This is a genomic window from Pseudomonas sp. PDM16 (assembly GCF_014851865.1).
Taxonomy (GTDB): Bacteria; Pseudomonadota; Gammaproteobacteria; order Pseudomonadales; family Pseudomonadaceae; genus Aquipseudomonas.
Map to the genome: position 1 here is coordinate 213,293 of NZ_JACVAM010000001.1, position 19,921 is coordinate 233,213.

Sequence of the window (19,921 nt, forward strand, 5' to 3'; positions counted from 1 at the left end):
AAGCGGCGAGGGACTTTAGGGGACGAGGGCACGGAAACGCACGATCGCTCCGCGCAATTTCCCTCCTAAGACTGAAACGCCGCGCGACGGATTACTCCATCGTGCGGCGCTCGTACCAACGAGGGATGACGCTGAAGCTAGAGCGGCTGAGCGCGGCTCTTGCGCGGCTCCTGCTGGGCCAGCTCGCTGTCGACCGCCTTGGGCTTGATCAGGCTGAAATCGATCAGGTTCTGCGGCTGTTGCGGGTTGCCGATCAACAGTGGGCGCGGCTTGAAGTCTGCGCTCACCAGGCTGCGGCTGCGGTCGCGCTCGGCGAAGTCGAGCCCGGCCAGGTCCGCCCAGGTGTGTATCAGGCTGGAGCTGCTGAACGGCCGCCCCAGCGCCAGACTGAAATCGCGCGGCTGCCGGGCCTGCCACTTCGGCGAATTCCACAGGATGAAGGGAATGGTGTACATCGGTCCGGTCGGCGCCGCCTCGTTGCGCCCCAGCACCTCGGCCTTGGGCGCGTCGAACACCGCCTCGCCGTGATCGGAAAGATAGAGCAGGAAGCCGTTGGGGTCGGTGGCGGAGAAGCGCTTGATCAGGCTGGAGACGACGAAGTCGTTGTACAGCACCGCATTGTCGTAGGCGTTGTAGGTCGGCAGTTGGTCATCGCTGACATGCTCCGGGACGCCCTGTCGATCGGTGAAGCGCTCGTACTCAGAAGGGTATCGGTACTGGTAGCTCATGTGGGTGCCGAGCAGGTGGACCACGATGAACTTGCGCGGCGCATCCTCGGCCAGCACCTTGGCGAACGGATCGAGCACATCGCCGTCGTACTGGCGGGCATTCTGCTCACGGTTGTTGTTCAGGTAGAACTGCTCGTCCGCCTGCTTGGAGAAGGTGGTGAGCATGGTGTTGCGTTTGGTGATGGTCTGCTGGTTGGTGATCCAGTAGGTCTTGTAGCCGGCCTGTTTCATCACGCTGACCAGCGAGGGCGTATCCAGGTAGGCATCGGGATTGTTCTGATCGGCGAAGGTCAGTACCTGCTGCAGCGCCTCGATGGTGTACGGCCGCGGCGTGACAGCACCGGTGAATACCTGCAGCTGGTCGCGCAGCTTGTCCAGCTCCGGCGTGGTCGGGCGATCATAGCCATACAGACTCATGCGCTGGCGGTTGGTCGACTCGCCGATGACCAGCACCAAGGTCGACGGCTGATCGGCATGGGCGTCGGTCAGGTCGGTCAGCGGCGCGATGCGCTGGCGACCTTCCAGCAACGCCTGCATGTTGGCCAGTTGCGCACTGTACTGGCGATAACCGACCACCAGCTGCCAAGGCGTAGCCGGCTCGATGCGCTCCTCGAAGTTCTCCAGAGCCACTTGTGGGTCGTCATGCTTGCTGAACTGGCGCAGCGCCGGATAACCGATCGACGAGAACAGCAGGAAAAACGAGGCGAGCAGCGCCACCGGCTTGGGCAGGTACACCGGGCGCACTTTGCGCCATAACAGCCACGCGCCCATTCCGTAGGCCAAGAACGCCGGCACCATCCACCAGGCGAAGTATTGCGCCAGGTACTCGGTGCCCTCGCTGACGTTGGATTCGAAGAGAATGAAGATGACGCTCTGCGAGAATTCCTGGCCGTAGATCAGGAAATAGCCGAAGCCTGCCAGCGAGCAGAGCCACAGAGGTACACCGATCAATGCTGCCAGCAGGCGCGCTCGCGCCGGGAGCAGCAGCAGAGGAACCAGCCATAGCAGGCTGAGCACCAGCGACTGGCGCAGCCCGGAGAATCCGGCACTGTCGCTGGCGTAGATCAGCGCCTGGGTCACACCCGAGAAGTACCAAAAGAACAGGAAAGCCCAGCCGAGGCCGGCCCAGTCGATCCTGCCGATCCCGAAGCGAGAAGCACCGGCGCTTTGCGCGTTTGTCATTGCGGCCTCGAGGCGAAGCGGGAAGTTTGGTCCGCCACGCTGCCGACTTGGGCGTGAAAACTTCGTCAAAACGCATCAGAGAAGGCCATGCCCGCCCTTTTCGTGTCACAGCACAGCATCCAGCAACAGCTATATCAAAACTTTTTGATATAGCTGTTGCTGGATGAAAAGTGACCGACTAGACTGCCGCCTCTATGAACATGCGCGCCTCTCAGCTCCATTTCGAGCCAGCCGACGAGCTCGCCGCCCTGTGCAAGGCCGGCGGCGATCCGCTGCGCCTGAACGTGCTGCGCGCACTGGCCAACGATTCGTTCGGCGTGCTGGAACTGGCGCAGATCTTCGCCATCGGCCAATCAGGCATGAGCCACCACCTCAAGGTGCTGGCCCAGGCCGGCCTGGTGGCCACCCGCCGAGAAGGCAATGCGATCTTCTACCGCCGCGCCCTGCCGCACAGCGAGCTGCTCGGCGGCACCCTGCACGGGGCGCTGCTGGCGGAGGTCGACGAACTGCAGCTGCCGGCCGACGTCGAGGCGCGCATTGCCGCTGTGCATGGGCAGCGCGCCGCGGCCAGCCGCGACTTTTTCGCCAAGACGGCGGACAAGTTCCAGGCCCAGCAAGACCTGATCGCCGGCCTGCCGCAGTACCGCGACAGCGTGCTGGCCCTGCTCGATGCGCTGGGCTTCGCCGCGGGCAGCACCGCGCTGGAAGTCGGCCCCGGTGACGGCGGTTTTCTGCCGGAGCTGGCGCGGCGCTTCGCCCATGTGGTGGCGCTGGACAACAGCGAGGCGATGCTGGAACTGGCCCGCCAACGCTGTAATCAAGAACAACTGGGCAATGTCGAGCTACTGCTTGCCGATGCCCTGAACGACGAGCTCGGCGCCGCCGACTGCGTGGTGGTGAACATGGTCCTGCACCATTTCGCCGCCCCGGCCGAAGCGCTGAAACAGCTGGCCCGCCTGGTAAACCCACGCGGCAGCTTGCTGATAACCGAGTTGTGCAGCCATGACCAGAGTTGGGCCAGGACGGCCTGCGGCGATCTCTGGCTCGGCTTCGAACAGGAAGATCTGGCCCGTTGGGCCGATGCCGCGGGGCTCACGCCCGGCGAGAGCCTCTATGTGGGCCTCAAGAACGGCTTTCAGATTCAGGTACGGCACTTCGCCAAGCCGGATGCGAAGCAAACCCAGGTATGAATAGGATTTTGAAATGAGCGAATACTCCCTGTTTACCTCCGAATCCGTGTCCGAAGGCCACCCGGACAAGATCGCCGACCAGATTTCCGATGCCGTCCTCGACGCCATCATCACCCAGGACAAACACGCCCGCGTGGCCGTGGAAACCCTGGTCAAGACCGGCGTCGCCATCGTCGCCGGCGAAGTCACCACCAGCGCCTGGGTCGACCTGGAACAGATCGTCCGCGACGTGATCTGCGATATCGGCTACACCAGCTCTGACGTCGGCTTCGACGGCGCCACCTGCGGCGTGATGAACATCATTGGCAAGCAGTCCCCGGACATCAACCAGGGTGTCGACCGCGCCAAGCCGGAAGACCAGGGTGCCGGCGACCAGGGCCTGATGTTCGGCTACGCCAGCAACGAAACCGACGTGCTGATGCCGGCACCGATCCGCTTCTCCCACGCTCTGGTCGAGCGCCAGGCCGAAGCGCGCAAGTCCGGTCTGCTGACCTGGCTGCGCCCGGACGCCAAGTCCCAGGTCACCTGCCAGTACGAAAACGGCAAGGTAGTCGGTATCGACGCCGTGGTGCTGTCCACCCAGCACAACCCGGAAGTGTCGCTGGCTGACCTGCGTGAAGGCGTGATGGAGCTGATCATCAAGCACGCCCTGCCGGCCGAACTGCTGCACAAGGACACCCAGTTCCACATCAACCCGACCGGCAACTTCGTGATCGGCGGCCCGGTGGGCGACTGCGGCCTGACCGGCCGCAAGATCATCGTCGACTCCTACGGCGGCATGGCTCGCCACGGTGGCGGCGCCTTCTCCGGCAAGGACCCATCCAAGGTCGACCGTTCGGCTGCCTACGCCGGCCGTTATGTAGCGAAGAACATCGTTGCCGCCGGCCTGGCCGACCGCTGCGAGATCCAGGTGTCCTACGCCATCGGTGTGGCCCTGCCGACCTCCATCTCGATCAACACCTTCGGCACCCACAAGATTGCCGAAGACAAGATCATCAAGCTGGTGCGTGAGGTGTTCGACCTGCGTCCGTACGCCATCACCAAGATGCTCGACCTGCTCCATCCGATGTACCGCGAAACAGCGGCATATGGCCACTTCGGCCGTGCCCCGCAGCAGAAGACCGTCGGCAACGACACCTTCAGTACCTTCACCTGGGAGAAGACCGACAAGGTCGCCGATCTGCGCGCCGCTGCAGGTCTGTAAGGTTTCCCCGGAATGCAAAAAGCCCCGCCTAGTGCGGGGCTTTTTGTTGGCGCTCAGAAATTGAAGGAGAAACCGAGACCACTGTCCGCAAAGCTCAGAGCGCCAGCGAGGTACATCAGCACAAACCCCGCGACCATGGTCAGCAGAGGCGCCCGAATCGGCGGCTCGTAGAGCGAGAAGATGCCCTGGGCTAGCGGCGGGAAGATGAAATTCAACACAACACAGAGCAACGAAATCTGGATACCCCTGGCCACAGACCAGATCCAGCCACCCAGCAGCAAAAAGAAACCAATCGCAGCCATACCACTCTCCTTGTGAAGCCGATGTGCAAAAGCGAAGCGATGCTAAGGCAGACCGCCCAAAGACGGCTAGCTTGCATGGAGCTTATAGATTGCCCGCAGTCGCCCAATCACTAGAGGAACAGGACATGTCACAGCTCTCTTCACTATTCGCCCTACTACTGGCCAGCGCTACCCTGCTTAGCGTGCAGGCCAACGCTGCCGATACGACTGGTTGCGCCGCCAAACGTGAGCACCTGCAACAGCAGATCGAGGCCGCCAAGACGCAAGGCAACCGTGATCGCCAGGCCGGCCTGGAAGAAGCACTAAGTCAGGTAAGGGCGAACTGCGACGACGCCAGCTTGAGCAAGTCGCGCGAGGAAAAGGTGCTGGAGGCGGAACACGAAGTACGTACTCGCGAAGCCGAGCTGAAGAAGGCGCTGAGCAAGGACGATCCGGAGAAAGTCGAGAAGCGCAAGGCCAAGCTGGCCGAGGCCCATGATGAGCTGCGCGAGGCCCAGGAGGCACTGGAACGCTGATACACGGAGGGCAACCGGTGATCCGATACAGCGCCTGGCCGTTTGCATAAACCGGGAGTTCGGCCCTGTCGCGGATCATTCCGCCGGGCCGAAGCTCCTCGAGATGATCAGATTCCGGCGTTTTTCCTGAAGGCCGCCTCGACTTCCGGACCGGCCTTCTCCGCCAGCTGGGCCGCCGGCACCTTGGCACCGTCAAAACCCTCGAAAACCTGCTGACTGTTGGCCCCTGCCTTGAGCAGGGCCTCGACAATGGCCGGTGCATCCGGCTGTTTTCCGATCAGAGCCCAGAGCAAAGGCGTGCGTCCGTTCGCGTCAGCGTCCACATCCGGTGCTGCTCCCGCCGCCAACAACGCGTTGACCACCCCCAGGTGCCCCTTGTAGGCGGCCTCTCGTAGCGGTGACGCTCCCGTCCCGTCACCCTGCTGCTTCACATCGGCCCCCTCTGACAGGAGGAACTCCACGACAGAGGTGTGCCCCATGCGTGCGGCCTGCATCAATGCAGTGCGCTCCCACACATCCTCTGGATCAACGGCGTTCACCTTAGCCCCTGCGGCCACAAGCTGCCTGACCTCGTCCAGGCTGCCATTCTTCGCCGCGATCGCGAGCGGCGTGTCCGCAAACACCACGCTTGAGACCAGTAGCAGGGCCATACCACAGAGATTTCGCACCATCGTTTTTCTTCCTTGGCTGCAGTTGCAAAAAGCCGCCCCGAGCGATCCGTGACACTCTGGCGGTTATCTCCAGTAGACCAGATATTCCTGATCAACGGCGACAACAGGGACTTTGTGTCATCGCAAATGACTGACTAACCTGCCTGAGCCACAAGCAGAGCAAGGATGCTCGCCATGTACCGCTCGATCGTCGCAGCTGTCGTTCTGTTCACCTGCACCGCCCACGCCACAACCTGTCCCGACTGGCCCGCCAGTCGCGCCACCGACGAGATCTCCGCGCTAGACCAGCGTATTCGCGAATGGGATCGGGCCTACCATGTCGATGGACAGGCACTGGTCGCCGATGACTTGTACGACCAGAGCCGTGCGCTTCTCTCGCGATGGCAGGCATGCTTCCCTGGACACACAGCTGGCTCAGCCAACGCCTTGCGCGATGCCGGCGGGCCGGTCAGCTCTCCCATCGCGCAGACCGGGCTCACCAAGCTGCACGACGAGGCGGAGTTGCGTACCTGGATGGATGGCCGGGAAGACCTGTGGATTCAACCCAAGGTCGACGGTGTGGCCGTTACCCTGATCTATCGCGACGGCCAACTGCGCCAGGCGATCAGCCGCGGCGACGGCAGCAGCGGCCAGGACTGGACCACCCAAGCCCGCCAGATACCGGCCATTCCTCAGCAGCTGGCAGCAACGGATGAACTGATCCTGCAGGGCGAGATTTACTGGCGCACGCCCGGTCATGTGCAGGCGCGCGATGGCGGCAATGGTCTGCGAGGCAAAGCCGCCGGCGCCATGGCCCGAAGCACGCTGGACGCCGAGCGCGCCACCATGATCGGCCTTTTCGTATGGGATTGGCCCAACGGGCCGGACGACATGCGCACGCGCCTGCAAGGGCTACGCGCACTGGGCTTCGGTGACAGCGCCGACATGACGCAGCCGCTGCGCTCACCTGAGGAGGCCAGGCAGTGGCGCGAGCGCTGGTACCGCACATCACTGCCTTTCGCCAGCGACGGAGTGGTACTGCGCCAAGGGCAGCGACCGCACGGTGGTCTCTGGATAGCCCAGCCTCCGAGCTGGGCTGTCGCCTGGAAGTACCCGCCGCGCCAGGCACTGGCGGAGGTACGCAAGGTGCATTTCCAGATCGGTCGTACCGGTCGCATCACGCCGCTGCTGCAGCTGCATCCCGTCGAACTGGACGGGCGCATGGTTAGCCGCGTCGGACTCGGCTCTCTGCAACGCTGGCAGGATCTGGACATCCGCCCCGGCGATCAGGTGGCAGTCGTCCTGGCAGGCCTCACCATTCCGCAACTAGACGGTGTGGTCTGGCGTACGCAGCAGCGCAGCCTGCTAGCCATACCCGATCCGGCCGAGCACCATCCACTCAGCTGCTGGCGACCTACGCCTGGCTGCGAGGGGCAATTCGCCGCCCGCCAGCAGTGGCTGAGTGGCAAGCGGGGGCTGGCTATGCCCGGTGTCGGCGCCGGTACCTGGGAGAAGCTGCGCCTGCAGGGGCTGCTGGACTGGCTGCCATTGCAGGAGAACGAGCTCGCTCAGCGTCCAGGGTTCGGTCAACGCAGTGCCGCCAACCTGTACGGCAGCTTCGCCAGCGCGCGGCAGAGACCGTTCAGGCAATGGCTCCGCGCATTGGGTCTGCCGCCCAGCGGCTCGGCACCGCTGGAGGGAGATTGGGAACGCCTGGCCGCACGCACAACCATGGACTGGGACGCCTACGGCGGCATCGGACCGACCCGCGCAGCCCAACTGGTCGCATTCTTCCACCATCCGGAAGTGCTGCATCTGCGCGAGCAGCTGCGCAGCGCCGGGGTCAACGGTTTCTGACGGGATATCCAGCGTTAGAACCGCGTCGCCTCATGGCACGGGGCGTACGCCTCAGTAGATGCGGAACTCTTCGTGGCAGGCCTTGCAGGCGATCTCGACCTTGTCCACTGGGGCGATCAGCGCGTCAGCCTTCAGCGGCTTGATCTGGGCAGCGGCACGCAATTCGGCGGTGCTCGCCTCCAGATCGCGGGCCAACTGCTGGAAGCGTTCCTGGCGCTGCCAGACTTCATCACGCGCCTGGCTGCTATCGCCCGAATCCTGCACCTGCGGGAAGTGCTGCCAGGGTTGGCGCGACAGGTCGTCGAGCTTGACCGCACCTTCCGCGAAGCGCTTCTCGTTGAAGCTCAAACGCCCGCGCAGCATGCCGCCCAGATCTTCGCTGGTGCGAAGCATCTCCTTGAACAGCGTCTGGCGCTTGCCCAGCGGCGAATTGGGATCGACCCGGTCGCAGCCGGCGATCAGGGTGCAGGCCAGCAGGGCCAGGAGCAGTTTGGACTTCATCATCTACAGCCGGTGAGGGGCGGAAGGGGCGACAGTATTGCCACTCTCCGCCCTCCCGCCAAGCGCTAGGCTGTCGCAGGCTCTTCCTTGAAGCGGTCGCGGATGTAGCTGATCTCGGTCTTGCCGTGCGGCGCCGGCAGGCCATCCTCGCCGAGGTTGACGAACACCAGACGGTCGATGGTCAGGATGCTCTTGCGGGTGATCTTGTTGCGCACCTCGCAACGCAAGGTCAGCGACGAACGACCGAACTCGGTGGCGGTGATGCCCAGCTCGATGATGTCGCCCTGGCGCGCCGAGCTGACGAAGTTGATCTCGGAGATCAGCTTGGTCACCACCTTCTGGCTGTCGAGCTGGATGATGGCGTAGATCGCCGCCTCCTCGTCGATCCACTTCAGCAGGCTGCCGCCGAACAAGGTGCCGTTGGGGTTGAGGTCTTCAGGCTTGACCCATTTGCGCGTGTGGAATTTCATCGCCACTTCTCCTGTCTAGTCGGTCAGTTTCGAGCGACAGGATGAACCGCAACGGCGCCGTTGTCCCGGCAAGGTTTTCAATCGCCCCGATAGCCCCAGAACCTGCTTATGATCTTCTGGATTAGAGCCAGACGGTGGCAAAAACGGCAGAGGAAGCGGAGTTTACGAGTGGTAAATGAGCATTCCGATGCCGTTTTTAACGCCGCATGGCCGCGAGCCAGGAGATCGTAAGCGGGTTCTCAGGTGCGAAAGCGGCCGAGCTGCTCATTGAGCCGGCGCACCTCGGCCTGGATCTCCGAACTGGCCTCCACCACCCGGTCGGCATCGCCGTGGCTGCGCTCGGCCAGACCGGAGATGTGCACGATGCGCTGGTCGATCTCCGCCGCCACCTGGCTCTGCTGCTCGGCGGCGGTGGCGATCTGCGCATTCATCGCGTTGATGCTGTCCACCGCACCAACGATATGCCCGAGCACCGCCGTGGCCTCGCCGATGTGTTCCAAGTTCTGCCGCGCCATGCCCTCGCTCTGCTGCATCGCCAGCACGGCCTGGCGCGCACCGTCCTGCAGGCGCTGGATCATCGCCTGAATCTCGCCGGTGCTCTGTTGGGTGCGGCTGGCCAGCGTGCGCACCTCATCGGCGACCACGGCGAAACCGCGCCCGGCCTCGCCGGCACGCGCCGCCTCGATGGCCGCGTTGAGCGCCAGCAGGTTGGTCTGCTGGGCGATGCCGGTGATTACCTCCAGCACCTGGCCAACCCCGGCGGTTTCCGCCTCCAGCTGCTCGACCTGGCGCCCACTGTGCTGCAGCTGCCCGGTCAGCGCCTCGATCAGCTCGGCGCTGCGGCGTACCGCCTGCTGGCCGGAGCGAGCGTGGCCGTCGGCACCCCGCGCCGAGTCGGCGGCGCCCACCGCATGCCGGGCTACCTCGGCCACGGTGGCGCTCATCTCGTTCATCGCCGTGGCCACCTGATCCAGGTCCTCGTGCTGCTGGCGCACGTCTTCGCCCGCCGCACCGGCGGCGCTGGCCGCCTGGTCGACGTGGCGGCGAGTGCGCTCGCCGCTGTCCTTGACCTGTGCCAGCAGCGCGCGCACCTGCTCCTGCATGCGGTTGTAGCCGGCGAAGATGCGGCCGATCTCGTTGTCCGCCTGGCCGCCCTGCAGGGCGCTGGTGAAATCGCCGGCGCCGACCTTGGTCAGCGCCCCCTCCACCGCGCGCAGATCACGCATCAGCGGGCTGAGGCCGAACTGCCGACCGAGCACCACCAGGGCCAGGATGCCCAGCACGCAGGCGAAGGCCAACCAGATCTGCCGGCGCTGCGAACTCTCGGCATGCGCAGCCATCAGCCCCACCGCCTGGTTCATCTCCTTGAGCAGAGTCAGCGAGGCTGCCTCCAGCGCGCCCAGGTCGGCCTCACCACCACCGGCCACCTGCTCCAGGCGTGGGCGGAAGGCGCTCCACAGCTGGCCGACCTTGGCCATCTGCGCCTGGATCTGCGGCGAGCGGATCACGCTGATGTTGCGCACCGGATTGCCGGCCAGCAGGTCACGATGGGCCTGGTCGAACTGGGCGATGGTCGCCTCCAGCGTCTTGCGCTCGCTGGCGCCCTGGCGCAGCAGCAGCGCCTCCTTGGTCATCTTCTGGCTGAGCATGCGCTGGGCGCCGGCCACGTTGATGGTCTCCGGCGACACCGACATGCTCAGGTACAGCGCCACCGAGGCGGTGACCGCCAGCACGAACATCAGCGCGTAGGAGAACAGGAACTGCTGGTTGAGGGTGCGCATGCCGAGCAGGCGCAGCAGGTTGTCGAAGAAACGGGTGGGCGACATGGCGGTGACTCCGGGGCAGAACGGTCGCCAAACCGGCGGCCAATACCTGCGGCAAGCAAGATCATGGCCAGCGCCAGCGGCCCTGGCGGGCGGTCCTTCGCCGGATTTCGCACCAACCGAGTGCGCCGCGCCGCCACTGCGCCCCATCACGTGACGACGGAAGACCTTGGGCTGAGCCGTCTGGCTGGCTATAATCGCCGGGCTTCACGCGATCGGCTCCGCCCGGTCGTGCCCGCCACCTGTCCGAGGGGCGCTGCAGCAGCCTGAAATATCTGTTTCGAATCCCCAGCCCCGCATTCCAGCAATGCTCGGCGGCGGACTCGAACCGGACACTCAGTCTGTCAGGCTCGGATGGGGCGTTAACCATACGCATCAACGGCGCCCATTCGCAGACAACGAATGGAGTGCTATTGCATGGCTTTCAATGATTTCAAAGTCGCCGACATTTCCCTGGCCGAGTGGGGCCGCAAAGAGCTGATCATCGCCGAGTCGGAAATGCCGGCACTGATGGGCCTGCGCCGCAAGTACGCCGGCGAGCAGCCGCTGAAAGGCGCCAAGATCATCGGCTGCATCCACATGACCATCCAGACCGGCGTGCTGATCGAGACCCTCACCGCGCTGGGCGCCGAAGTGCGCTGGTCGTCCTGCAACATCTTCTCCACCCAGGATCAGGCCGCTGCCGCCATCGCCGCCGCCGGCATCCCGGTATTCGCCTGGAAGGGCGAAACCGAGCAGGAGTACGAGTGGTGCATCGAGCAGACCATCCTCAAGGATGGCCAGCCGTGGGACGCCAACATGGTGCTGGACGACGGCGGTGACCTGACCGAGATCCTGCACAAGAAATACCCGCAGATGCTCGAGCGCATCCACGGCGTGACCGAAGAGACCACCACCGGTGTGCACCGCCTGCTCGACATGCTCAAGGCCGGCACCCTGAAAGTCCCGGCGATCAACGTCAACGACGCCGTGACCAAGAGCAAGAACGACAACAAGTACGGCTGCCGTCACAGCCTGAACGACGCCATCAAGCGCGGCACCGACCACCTGCTGTCGGGCAAGCAGGCCCTGGTGATCGGCTACGGCGACGTGGGTAAGGGCTCCGCTCAGTCCCTGCGCCAGGAAGGCATGATCGTTAAGGTTTCCGAGATCGACCCGATCTGCGCCATGCAGGCCTGCATGGACGGCTTCGAGCTGGTTTCCCCCTACAAGAACGGCCTCAACGATGGCAGCGAAGCCAGCGTCGACGCCGCTCTGCTGGGCAAGATCGACCTGATCGTCACCACCACCGGTAACGTCAACGTCTGCGACGCCGGCATGCTCAAGGCCCTGAAGAAGCGCGCCGTGGTGTGCAACATCGGCCACTTCGACAACGAGATCGACACCGCCTTCATGCGCAAGAACTGGGCGTGGGAAGAGGTCAAGCCGCAGGTGCACAAGATCCACCGCACCGGCGCTGGCAGCTTCGATCCGGCCAACGACGACTACCTGATCCTGCTGGCCGAAGGCCGCCTGGTGAACCTGGGCAACGCCACCGGCCACCCGAGCCGCATCATGGACGGCTCCTTCGCCAACCAGGTGCTGGCGCAGATCTTCCTGTTCGAACAGAAGTTCGCCGACCTCTCCGCCGAGAAGAAAGCCGAGCGCCTGACCGTGGAAGTGCTGCCGAAGAAGCTGGACGAGGAAGTGGCGCTGGAGATGGTCAAGGGCTTCGGCGGCGTCGTCACCCAGCTGACCAAGCAGCAGGCCGACTACATCGGCGTTACCGTTGCCGGCCCGTTCAAGCCGGACACCTACCGCTACTGATGCACCGGGAAGGCGGGGCGGCAACGCCCCGCCTTCTGCGCGTCTGCAAGGACCAGATTTATGTCGCAAGAACGTCGTTACAGTTTCGAGTTCTTCCCCACCAAGACCGAGGCCGGTCACGAGAAGCTGATGGGCGTGGCCCGCCAACTGGCCGGTTACAACCCGGACTTCTTCTCCTGCACCTACGGTGCTGGTGGCTCTACTCGCGACCGCACCCTCAACACCGTACTGCAGCTGGATGGCGATGTCGGCGTGCCGACCGCGCCGCACCTGTCCTGCGTTGGTGACAGCAAGGACGAGCTGCGCAGCCTGCTCAGCCAGTACAAGAACTCCGGCATCAAGCGCATCGTCGCCCTGCGCGGCGACCTGCCGTCCGGCATGGGCATGGCCAGCGGCGAGCTGCGCTACGCCAACGAGCTGGTGGAGTTCATCCGCAGCGAGACCGGCGACCACTTCCACATCGAAGTGGCGGCCTACCCGGAAGTACACCCGCAAGCCCGTAGCTACGAAGACGACCTGCAGAACTTCGTGCGCAAGTGCCAGGCTGGCGCCAACAGCGCCATCACCCAGTACTTCTTCAGCGCCGACTGCTACTTCTACTTCGTCGAGCGCGTGCGCAAGCTGGGCGTGGACCTGCCGATCGTGCCGGGCATCATGCCGATCACCAACTACAGCAAGCTGGCGCGCTTCTCCGACGCCTGCGGCGCGGAAATCCCGCGCTGGGTGCGCAAGCAGCTGGAAGCCTACGGCGACGACCTGGAGAGCATCCAGGCCTTCGGCGAACACGTGGTGAGCGAGATGTGCGAGCGCCTGCTGCAAGGCGGCGCCCCGGGCCTGCACTTCTATACTCTCAATCAGGCCGATGCCAGCCTGGCGATCTGGAACAACCTCAAGCTCCCCCGCTGAGGCGAGCGCGCCGCCGGAGCAACTTCGCGACGGCGGCGCGATCTCATACCAGACACACCCTGCGCGCCGCCATTCCGACGCGGGCGCGCGTCCGACACGGAAGCCTCGATGACTCTGGTACGCAACAAGATCAATGCCTCGGTAAGCCCCAAGGGCAGCCTGGAAACCCTTTCCCAGCGTGAAGTGCAGCAGCTGCGCGAGACCGGCTCCGGCAGCATCTATGCGCTGTTCCGCCAGTGCGCACTGGCGATCCTCAACACCGGCTCGCACAGCGACAACGCCAAGACCATTCTCGAGGCCTACCCGGACTTCGAGGTGCTGATTCACCAGCAGGACCGCGGCATCCGCCTGGAACTGCGCAATGCCCCGGCCGACGCCTTCGTCGATGGCGAGATGATCGCCAGCACCCGCGAGATGCTGTTCAGCGCCCTGCGCGACATCGTCTACACCCAAAGCGAGCTGGAGAACCAGCGCATCGATTTCGACAGCTCGCAGGGCATCACCGACTACGTCTTCCACCTGCTGCGCAACGCCCGCACCCTGCGCGCCGGCGTCGAGCCACGGATGGTGGTGTGCTGGGGCGGCCACTCGATCAGCACCGAGGAATACAAGTACACCAAGAAGGTCGGCCACGAGCTCGGCCTGCGTCGCCTGGACGTCTGCACCGGCTGCGGCCCGGGCGTGATGAAGGGACCGATGAAGGGCGCCACCATCGCCCACGCCAAGCAGCGCATCGTCGGCGCGCGTTACCTGGGCCTGACCGAACCGGGCATCATCGCCGCCGAGGCGCCCAACCCGATCGTCAACGAGCTGGTGATCCTGCCGGACATCGAGAAACGCCTGGAGGCCTTCGTCCGCGTCGGACACGGCATCATCATCTTCCCCGGCGGCGTCGGCACGGCGGAGGAATTCCTCTACCTGCTCGGCATTCTCACTCACCCGGAAAACGCCGAGCTGCCCTTCCCCGTGATCCTCACCGGCCCGCGCAGCGCCGAGCCCTATCTGCAGCAACTGCACGACTTCATCGGCGCAACCCTGGGCAGGACCGCTCAGCAGCGCTACCAGATGATCGTCAACGATCCGGCCGAAGTGGCCCGGCGCATGGCTGCCGGCATCAAGGAAGTGGAGCAGTTCCGCCGCGAGCGCAACGACGCCTTCCACTTCAACTGGCTGCTTAAGATCGACGAAGGCTTCCAGCACCCGTTCGAGCCGACCCACACCAGCATGGCCGCGCTCAACCTGACCCGCGAGCAGCCGCTGCACGAGCTGGCCGCCAACCTGCGGCGCGCCTTCTCCGGCATCGTCGCCGGCAACGTCAAGGCACACGGCATCCGCATGATCGAGGAACACGGCCCGTACGAGATCAAGGGCGAGCCGAGCATCATGCGTCCGCTGGACCGGCTGCTGCAGGCCTTCGTCGAACAGCACCGCATGAAGCTGCCAGGCGGCAGTGCTTATGTACCCTGCTACAAGGTGGTCAGTTAGCCCCGCATTCGACCAATTGATCACTTCTGCGCCAGCGGAGGACGCATCTACCCTGGCACAATGGCATTATCCGAGCGCCATTTTTTTCCCTCGCGCTGCTCGGCAGCCTTACCTTCGAGGCACAGTAGGCCGCTACGCACGGCCGCCGAGCTATGCCGCTGCAGACGCGATGCTGCCCACATTCGCCTGCGAATCCACCACACCGAACCCAACCGGGCACCAATCGCCGCAAAAGGATTGATCCAGGGCACGAAATTCAGGCGACGGGCAGCTAGCAGCATCACCGTATTGCTCTGTTATACTCCGGGCTCCCGCCAGGCTTGCGCCCGGATGCTCGGCAACCCATCGCCCAGCAGTACCGGACGGGATCGTTCAGCAAGAGCGATTCAAGCCAGGCAACTTCCCCATCGGGGCTTTCGCCCCCACTTTGACAGGATGACTCATGTCCTTTGTTTCCCTCGGTCTCTCCGAGGCATTGGCCGGTGCCGTAGAAGCGGCCGGCTACGCCCAGCCCACTCCGGTGCAACAGCGGGCCATTCCCGCCGTGTTGCAAGGTCGCGACCTGATGGTCGCCGCCCAGACGGGTACTGGTAAAACTGCAGGCTTCGCCCTGCCGATCCTGGAGCGACTGTTCCCGGGCGGCCATCCAGACCGCGAACACCGCCACGGCCCGAAACAACCACGGGTACTGGTACTGACGCCGACCCGCGAACTGGCTGCCCAGGTGCATGACAGCTTCAAGATCTATGCCCGCGACCTGAAGTTCGTCAGCGCCTGCATCTTCGGCGGCGTCGGCATGAATCCCCAGGTACAGGCCCTTGCCAAGGGCGTCGACGTCCTGGTCGCCTGCCCCGGCCGCCTGCTCGACCTGGTCAACCAGAAGGCCATCGACCTCTCCCACGTGGAGATCCTGGTCCTCGACGAAGCCGACCGCATGCTCGACATGGGCTTCATCCATGACGTGAAGAAGGTGCTGGCCAAGCTGCCGGCCCAACGCCAGAACCTGCTGTTCTCGGCGACCTTCTCCAAGGACATCACCGACCTCGCCGGCAAGCTGCTGCACAACCCTGAGCGCATCGAGGTCACACCACCGAACACCACGGTCGAGCGCATCGAGCAGCGCGTGTTCCGCCTGCCGGCCAGCCACAAGCGGGCCCTCCTCGCCCATCTGGTCACCCAGGGCGCGTGGGAACAGGTACTGGTGTTCACCCGCACCAAGCACGGCGCCAACCGCCTGGCCGAGTACCTGGACAAGCACGGCCTGCCGGCCGCCGCGATCCACGGCAACAAGAGCCAGAACGCCCGCACCAAGGCCCTGGCCGACTTCAAGGCCAACCAGGTACGTATCCTGGTCGCCACCGACATCGCCGCGCGCGGCCTGGACATCGACCAACTGCCTCACGTGGTCAACTTCGAGCTGCCCAACGTCGAGGAAGACTACGTCCACCGCATTGGCCGTACGGGTCGTGCCGGTCGTAGTGGCGAGGCCATCTCGCTGGTGGCGCCGGATGAGGAGAAGCTGCTCAAGGCCATCGAGCGCCTAACCAAACAGCGCATCCCCGATGGCGACACCCAGGGCTTCGACCCGGCCACCGTCGAGGCGGAAAAACCGGAAGTACGCGGCCCGCGTCCCGAGCGCCAGCCGCGTGCCGACAAGCCTAAGCACGAAGCCAAGCACGAGCCCAAGGCCAACGGTGAAGCAGGCGAAGGCCAGGGCAAGAAGCGCAAGCGCCGTCGCGGCAAAGGCAAGGGCGCCGGTGAAGGCGAGCAACAGCCGACCCAGGGCCAGCAGCAGGCCCGCCAGCCGCGTCAGCCCAAGCCGCAACAATCCCAGGCCCCGGTGGCACAGCCCAACCGTGATCCGGAAGAGTTCCTCGACGACGATTTCGACAACTTCGGCAACCGCGCCGACTACGTCCCGACCCAGCCGAAGCCTCAGGGTCGCAACCCGAGACGCGGTGGCCAAGGCGGCGGACAGGGTCAGGGCCAGCGCAGCCAGGGCGGCGGCCAGCAGGGCCAACGTCAGGGCGGTGGTGGTCAGGGCGGTCAGCGTCAGGGCAAGCCTGCAGGTCAGCGCCAGGGCCAGGGTCAGAACCGCGGCCAACGCCAGGGCGGTCAGCGCGCCCAGGGCGGCGGTCGTCGCGACGAGGCGCGCTACGAACGCCAGGAGCCAGCCGTCCAGGACAGCCGCGCCACCAAGCAGCCGCTGATCATCCGCAAGGGTGAGCGCCTGCCGACCATGGAGCAACTGGAAAGCCTGCAGGACAGCCGTCCGCGCAGCGAGAAGCCGGCACTGCTGACCCGCAAGAGCGAGTCCGCGGAGTAATCTCCGCGCAATGAAAAAGCCGGCCCAGGGCCGGCTTTTTTATGCCACCTTTAAAGTGGCGAGGGTTTAGCGCGCTAGAGCCAAACTAGGCCTGCCTAGGCGGCCCTTTTCCAACGACGCATGGCCGGCGCGGCAAACCCGAATTACTGGCGAACGCCCTCGACGGAGAGGGTCAGCTCCACTTCCTGGGAAGCCGGGCCGAGGTCTTTCTGGATGTCGAAGTCCTTCAGCTTCAGTTTAGTGCTGCCCTCGAAGCCGGCACGGTAGCCACCCCACGGGTCGTTGCCTTCGCCGATGAACTTGGCAGCAATCACCACTGGCTTGGTCACGCCGTTCAGAGTCAAGTTGCCGGTGATATCGGCAGTGCCTTCTCCGGTGCTCTTGACCGAGGTGGACTCGAAGGTCGCAGTCGGGTTCTTGTCGACGTTGAGGAAGTCGCCGCTGCGCAGGTGCTTGTCACGCTCGGCGTGGTTGGAGTCGACGCTGGCGGTATTGATCTTGACGCTGACCTTGCTGGCTTCCGGCGCCTTGGCGTCGAAGCTGAAGCTGCCGTCGAAGTCCTTGAAGGTGCCGTACAGCCAGCTGTAGCCCAGGTGGCTGATCTTGAAGTTGATGAAGGCGTGCTGGCCTTCCTTGTCGATGGCGTAGTCGGCGGCCATGGCCTGGCCAGCGAACAGGGCAGCGCCCAGGGTCAGGGCGGCGAGGGATTTCTTGAGCATTAACAATCTCCTTGTGGGTTACTTGCCGGTGCGACCGAACATGCGCACCAGGGTGGCGTCACGGTCAATGAAATGGTGTTTGAGGGCCGCCAGGGCATGCAGACCGGCGAAGATCACCAGAGCCCAGGCAAGGTATTCATGGACCACACCAGCGATGTCGGCCTGGTCCGGAATGCTGGTCAAGGTAGCTGGCACTTCGAACAGGCCGAATACAGGAATACCGCGGCCATCGGCGGTGGAAATCAGGTAGCCGCTGAGCATCAGCACGAACAGCGCCAGATAGAGGAAGGCATGACCGGCCTTGGACGCCAGGCGGGTCACAGCACCATGGTTGGCTGGCGCCGATGGTGGGGGGCTGAGAAAGCGCCAGGCCACTCGACCAAGCATCACCACGAACAAGGTGATGCCGATGCTCTTGTGCAGGTCGGGCGCGGTGCGATACCACGTGCTGTAGTAGTCCAGGCCGACCATCCACAGGCCGAGACCGAACAAGCCGAAGACTGCGAGCGCCACCAGCCAATGCAGCGCGATGCTGATCAGGCCATAGGTGGAATTCGAATTGCGCCACTGCATGAGAACACTTCCGAATAGATGATGAAGACAGCCTAGCGGCAAACGCATCGAATAAAAGCGGAAAATTTCGCTGCGAAATATCGGGTAACCAGATGATTACCGATCCAGCGATTAGTCCACCCGCACCGGCTCGGGTTCGCGCGATGGCTCTGAATGGCGCTTTTCCCGGCACCAACGGTGATCACGTGCCGCGGCAGGCCATCTGGTAGTCTCAGCCACTGTCGTAGCGGAGATGAACCATGAGCCAGAACACCCAATGGATGCAGCGCGACCTCGCCGTGCTGTGGCACCCCTGCACCCAGATGAAGGACCACGAACGCCTGCCGCTGATTCCGATCAGGCGCGGTGACGGCGTCTGGCTCGAGGACTTCGACGGCAAGCGCTACCTCGATGCCGTCAGCTCCTGGTGGGTCAACGTGTTCGGCCACGGCAACCCGCGTATCAACCAGCGCATCAAGGATCAGCTGGAAAGCCTGGAACACGTGATGCTGGCCGGCTTCACCCACACGCCGGTGGTCGAGTTGTCCGAGCGCCTGGTGCAGATCACCCCAGCCGGGCTGAACAAGGTGTTCTACGCCGACAACGGCTCCTCGGGCATCGAGGTGGCACTGAAGATGAGCCACCACTACTGGATCAACACCGGTGCGCCTGCGAAGAAGCGCTTCGTCACCCTGAGCAACAGCTACCACGGCGAGACGGTGGCGGCGATGTCGGTGGGCGACGTGGCGCTGTTCACCGACACCTACAAGGCGCTGCTACTCGACACCATCAAGGTGCCGAGCCCGGACTGCTACTTGCGTCCCGAGGGCATGGGCTGGGAAGAACACTCACGCACTATGTTCGTCGCCATGGAGCAGACCTTGGCCGAGCATGCCCATGAGGTGGCGGCGGTGATAGTCGAGCCACTGATCCAGGGCGCCGGCGGCATGCGCATGTACCACCCGATCTACCTCAAGCTGCTGCGCGAGGCCTGCGACCGCCATGGCGTGCACCTGATCCACGACGAGATCGCCGTCGGCTTCGGCCGCACCGGAACGATGTTCGCCTGCGAGCAGGCCGGCATCACCCCGGACTTCCTTGTGCTGTCCAAGGCACTGACCGGCGGCTACCTGCCGATGGCCGCAGTGCTCACTACGGACGAGGTGTATGGCGCCTTCTACGACGACTACGCGACCCTGCGCGCCTTCCTCCACTCGCACACCTACACCGGCAACCCGCTTGCCTGCGCCGCGGCCCTGGCGACCCTGGACATCTTCCGTGACGACAACGTCATCGAGAACAACAAGGCCCTGGCTGCACGCATGGCCAGCGCCAGCGAACACCTGAAAGACCACCCGCACGTGGCCGAGGTGCGCCAGACCGGCATGGCTCTGGCCATCGAGATGGTCAAGGACAAACCGAGCAAGACCGCCTACCCCTGGCAGGAACGCCGCGGCCTGGCGGTGTACCAGCACGCCCTGACGCGTGGCGCCCTGCTGCGCCCGCTGGGCAGCGTGGTGTACTTCCTGCCGCCCTACGTGATCGCGCCCGAGCAGATCGACTTCCTCGCCGAGGTGGCCAGCGAAGGCATCGATATCGCCACCCGCGAATCGGTCAGTGTGGCCGTGCAGGCCGATCTGTATCCCAACCATCGCGACCCCGGCTAGTCAGCGGGTAAACTGCGCGCCTGTCACCCAGCACGAAA

The 19,921-nt window shown here is 64.4% G+C and carries 17 protein-coding genes, 1 pseudogene and 1 riboswitch; of the genes and pseudogenes, 9 read left to right on the forward strand and 9 right to left on the reverse strand.

All coding sequences use genetic code 11. From position 1 onward, the window contains the following. Positions 1-137 precede the first annotated feature (137 nt). Positions 138-1,910 (reverse strand): phosphoethanolamine transferase CptA, encoded by a 1,773-nt coding sequence (gene cptA, locus IB234_RS00995; protein ID WP_192312511.1) that lies wholly within the window; start codon positions 1,908-1,910, stop codon positions 138-140. A 194-nt stretch (positions 1,911-2,104) separates the two neighbouring features. Here cptA and IB234_RS01000 point away from each other — a divergent pair, with 194 nt between their 5' ends. Next, positions 2,105-3,100, forward strand: a complete 996-nt coding sequence (locus IB234_RS01000) for an ArsR/SmtB family transcription factor (RefSeq protein ID WP_192312513.1) — start codon at positions 2,105-2,107, stop codon at positions 3,098-3,100. Between the two features lie 13 nt (positions 3,101-3,113). Further along, complete coding sequence (gene metK, locus IB234_RS01005; RefSeq protein ID WP_192312515.1) at positions 3,114-4,304, forward strand: methionine adenosyltransferase; 1,191 nt, start codon at positions 3,114-3,116, stop codon at positions 4,302-4,304. A 53-nt stretch (positions 4,305-4,357) separates the two neighbouring features. Here the strand turns inward: metK and IB234_RS01010 are convergent, their stop codons facing one another. After that, complete coding sequence (locus tag IB234_RS01010; RefSeq protein WP_192312516.1) at positions 4,358-4,606, reverse strand: hypothetical protein; 249 nt, start codon at positions 4,604-4,606, stop codon at positions 4,358-4,360. A 125-nt stretch (positions 4,607-4,731) separates the two neighbouring features. Here IB234_RS01010 and IB234_RS01015 point away from each other — a divergent pair, with 125 nt between their 5' ends. Next, the gene (locus IB234_RS01015; protein ID WP_192312517.1) at positions 4,732-5,121 is read left to right on the forward strand and encodes a DUF1090 domain-containing protein; all 390 of its coding nucleotides are present in this window, start codon (positions 4,732-4,734) and stop codon (positions 5,119-5,121) included. 107 nt (positions 5,122-5,228) lie between these two features. On the opposite strand, the gene IB234_RS01020 is transcribed toward IB234_RS01015, so the two are convergent. Further along, positions 5,229-5,792, reverse strand: coding sequence for an ankyrin repeat domain-containing protein (locus IB234_RS01020; RefSeq protein WP_412547890.1), 564 nt, complete (start codon positions 5,790-5,792; stop codon positions 5,229-5,231). 174 nt (positions 5,793-5,966) lie between these two features. On the opposite strand from IB234_RS01020, the gene ligB reads away from it, so the two are divergent. Then, a complete protein-coding gene (ligB, locus tag IB234_RS01025; RefSeq protein WP_192312519.1) occupies positions 5,967-7,628 on the forward strand; it encodes an NAD-dependent DNA ligase LigB in 1,662 nt (553 codons plus the stop codon). A gap of 51 nt (positions 7,629-7,679) precedes the next feature. On the opposite strand, the gene IB234_RS01030 is transcribed toward ligB, so the two are convergent. From IB234_RS01030 to IB234_RS24300, 4 genes and pseudogenes are all read right to left on the reverse strand, one after another. Continuing rightward, entirely contained in the window at positions 7,680-8,129 is a 450-nt protein-coding gene (locus tag IB234_RS01030) for a c-type cytochrome (protein WP_192312520.1), read from the reverse strand. Between the two features lie 65 nt (positions 8,130-8,194). Next, positions 8,195-8,599 (reverse strand): acyl-CoA thioesterase, encoded by a 405-nt coding sequence (locus IB234_RS01035; protein WP_043311002.1) that lies wholly within the window; start codon positions 8,597-8,599, stop codon positions 8,195-8,197. 239 nt (positions 8,600-8,838) lie between these two features. Next, positions 8,839-9,702 carry a methyl-accepting chemotaxis protein gene (locus tag IB234_RS24295; RefSeq protein ID WP_412547896.1) on the reverse strand — a complete coding sequence of 288 codons (864 nt, stop codon included), beginning with the start codon at positions 9,700-9,702 and terminating at the stop codon, positions 8,839-8,841. Beyond that, positions 9,697-10,572, reverse strand: a pseudogene (locus IB234_RS24300) (type IV pili methyl-accepting chemotaxis transducer N-terminal domain-containing protein); the annotation flags it as partial. The gene IB234_RS24295 and the pseudogene IB234_RS24300, both read right to left, overlap by 6 nt. A 92-nt stretch (positions 10,573-10,664) precedes the next feature. Continuing rightward, positions 10,665-10,816: riboswitch (S-adenosyl-L-homocysteine riboswitch) on the forward strand. A 23-nt stretch (positions 10,817-10,839) separates the two neighbouring features. Between IB234_RS24300 and ahcY the strand changes: the two are divergent. From ahcY to IB234_RS01060, 4 genes are all read left to right on the forward strand, one after another. Next, positions 10,840-12,228: an adenosylhomocysteinase gene (ahcY, locus tag IB234_RS01045; RefSeq protein WP_225580200.1), complete on the forward strand. Its 1,389-nt coding sequence runs from the start codon at positions 10,840-10,842 to the stop codon at positions 12,226-12,228. Positions 12,229-12,288: 60 nt separating this feature from the next. After that, the gene (metF, locus tag IB234_RS01050) at positions 12,289-13,134 is read left to right on the forward strand and encodes a methylenetetrahydrofolate reductase [NAD(P)H] (RefSeq protein ID WP_192312523.1); all 846 of its coding nucleotides are present in this window, start codon (positions 12,289-12,291) and stop codon (positions 13,132-13,134) included. A 108-nt stretch (positions 13,135-13,242) separates the two neighbouring features. Then, the gene (gene ppnN, locus IB234_RS01055; protein WP_192312525.1) at positions 13,243-14,619 is read left to right on the forward strand and encodes a nucleotide 5'-monophosphate nucleosidase PpnN; all 1,377 of its coding nucleotides are present in this window, start codon (positions 13,243-13,245) and stop codon (positions 14,617-14,619) included. Between the two features lie 442 nt (positions 14,620-15,061). Further along, positions 15,062-16,945: a DEAD/DEAH box helicase gene (locus IB234_RS01060; protein ID WP_192312527.1), complete on the forward strand. Its 1,884-nt coding sequence runs from the start codon at positions 15,062-15,064 to the stop codon at positions 16,943-16,945. A gap of 143 nt (positions 16,946-17,088) precedes the next feature. Here IB234_RS01060 and IB234_RS01065 read toward each other — a convergent pair whose 3' ends face one another. Together IB234_RS01065 and IB234_RS01070 are read right to left on the reverse strand one after the other, a co-directional pair. After that, positions 17,089-17,664 (reverse strand): YceI family protein, encoded by a 576-nt coding sequence (locus IB234_RS01065; RefSeq protein WP_192312529.1) that lies wholly within the window; start codon positions 17,662-17,664, stop codon positions 17,089-17,091. An 18-nt stretch (positions 17,665-17,682) separates the two neighbouring features. Then, positions 17,683-18,237 (reverse strand): cytochrome b, encoded by a 555-nt coding sequence (locus IB234_RS01070; RefSeq protein WP_192312531.1) that lies wholly within the window; start codon positions 18,235-18,237, stop codon positions 17,683-17,685. Positions 18,238-18,476: 239 nt separating this feature from the next. Here IB234_RS01070 and IB234_RS01075 point away from each other — a divergent pair, with 239 nt between their 5' ends. Then, positions 18,477-19,883, forward strand: coding sequence for an adenosylmethionine--8-amino-7-oxononanoate transaminase (locus IB234_RS01075; protein ID WP_192312533.1), 1,407 nt, complete (start codon positions 18,477-18,479; stop codon positions 19,881-19,883). Positions 19,884-19,921 lie beyond the last annotated feature (38 nt).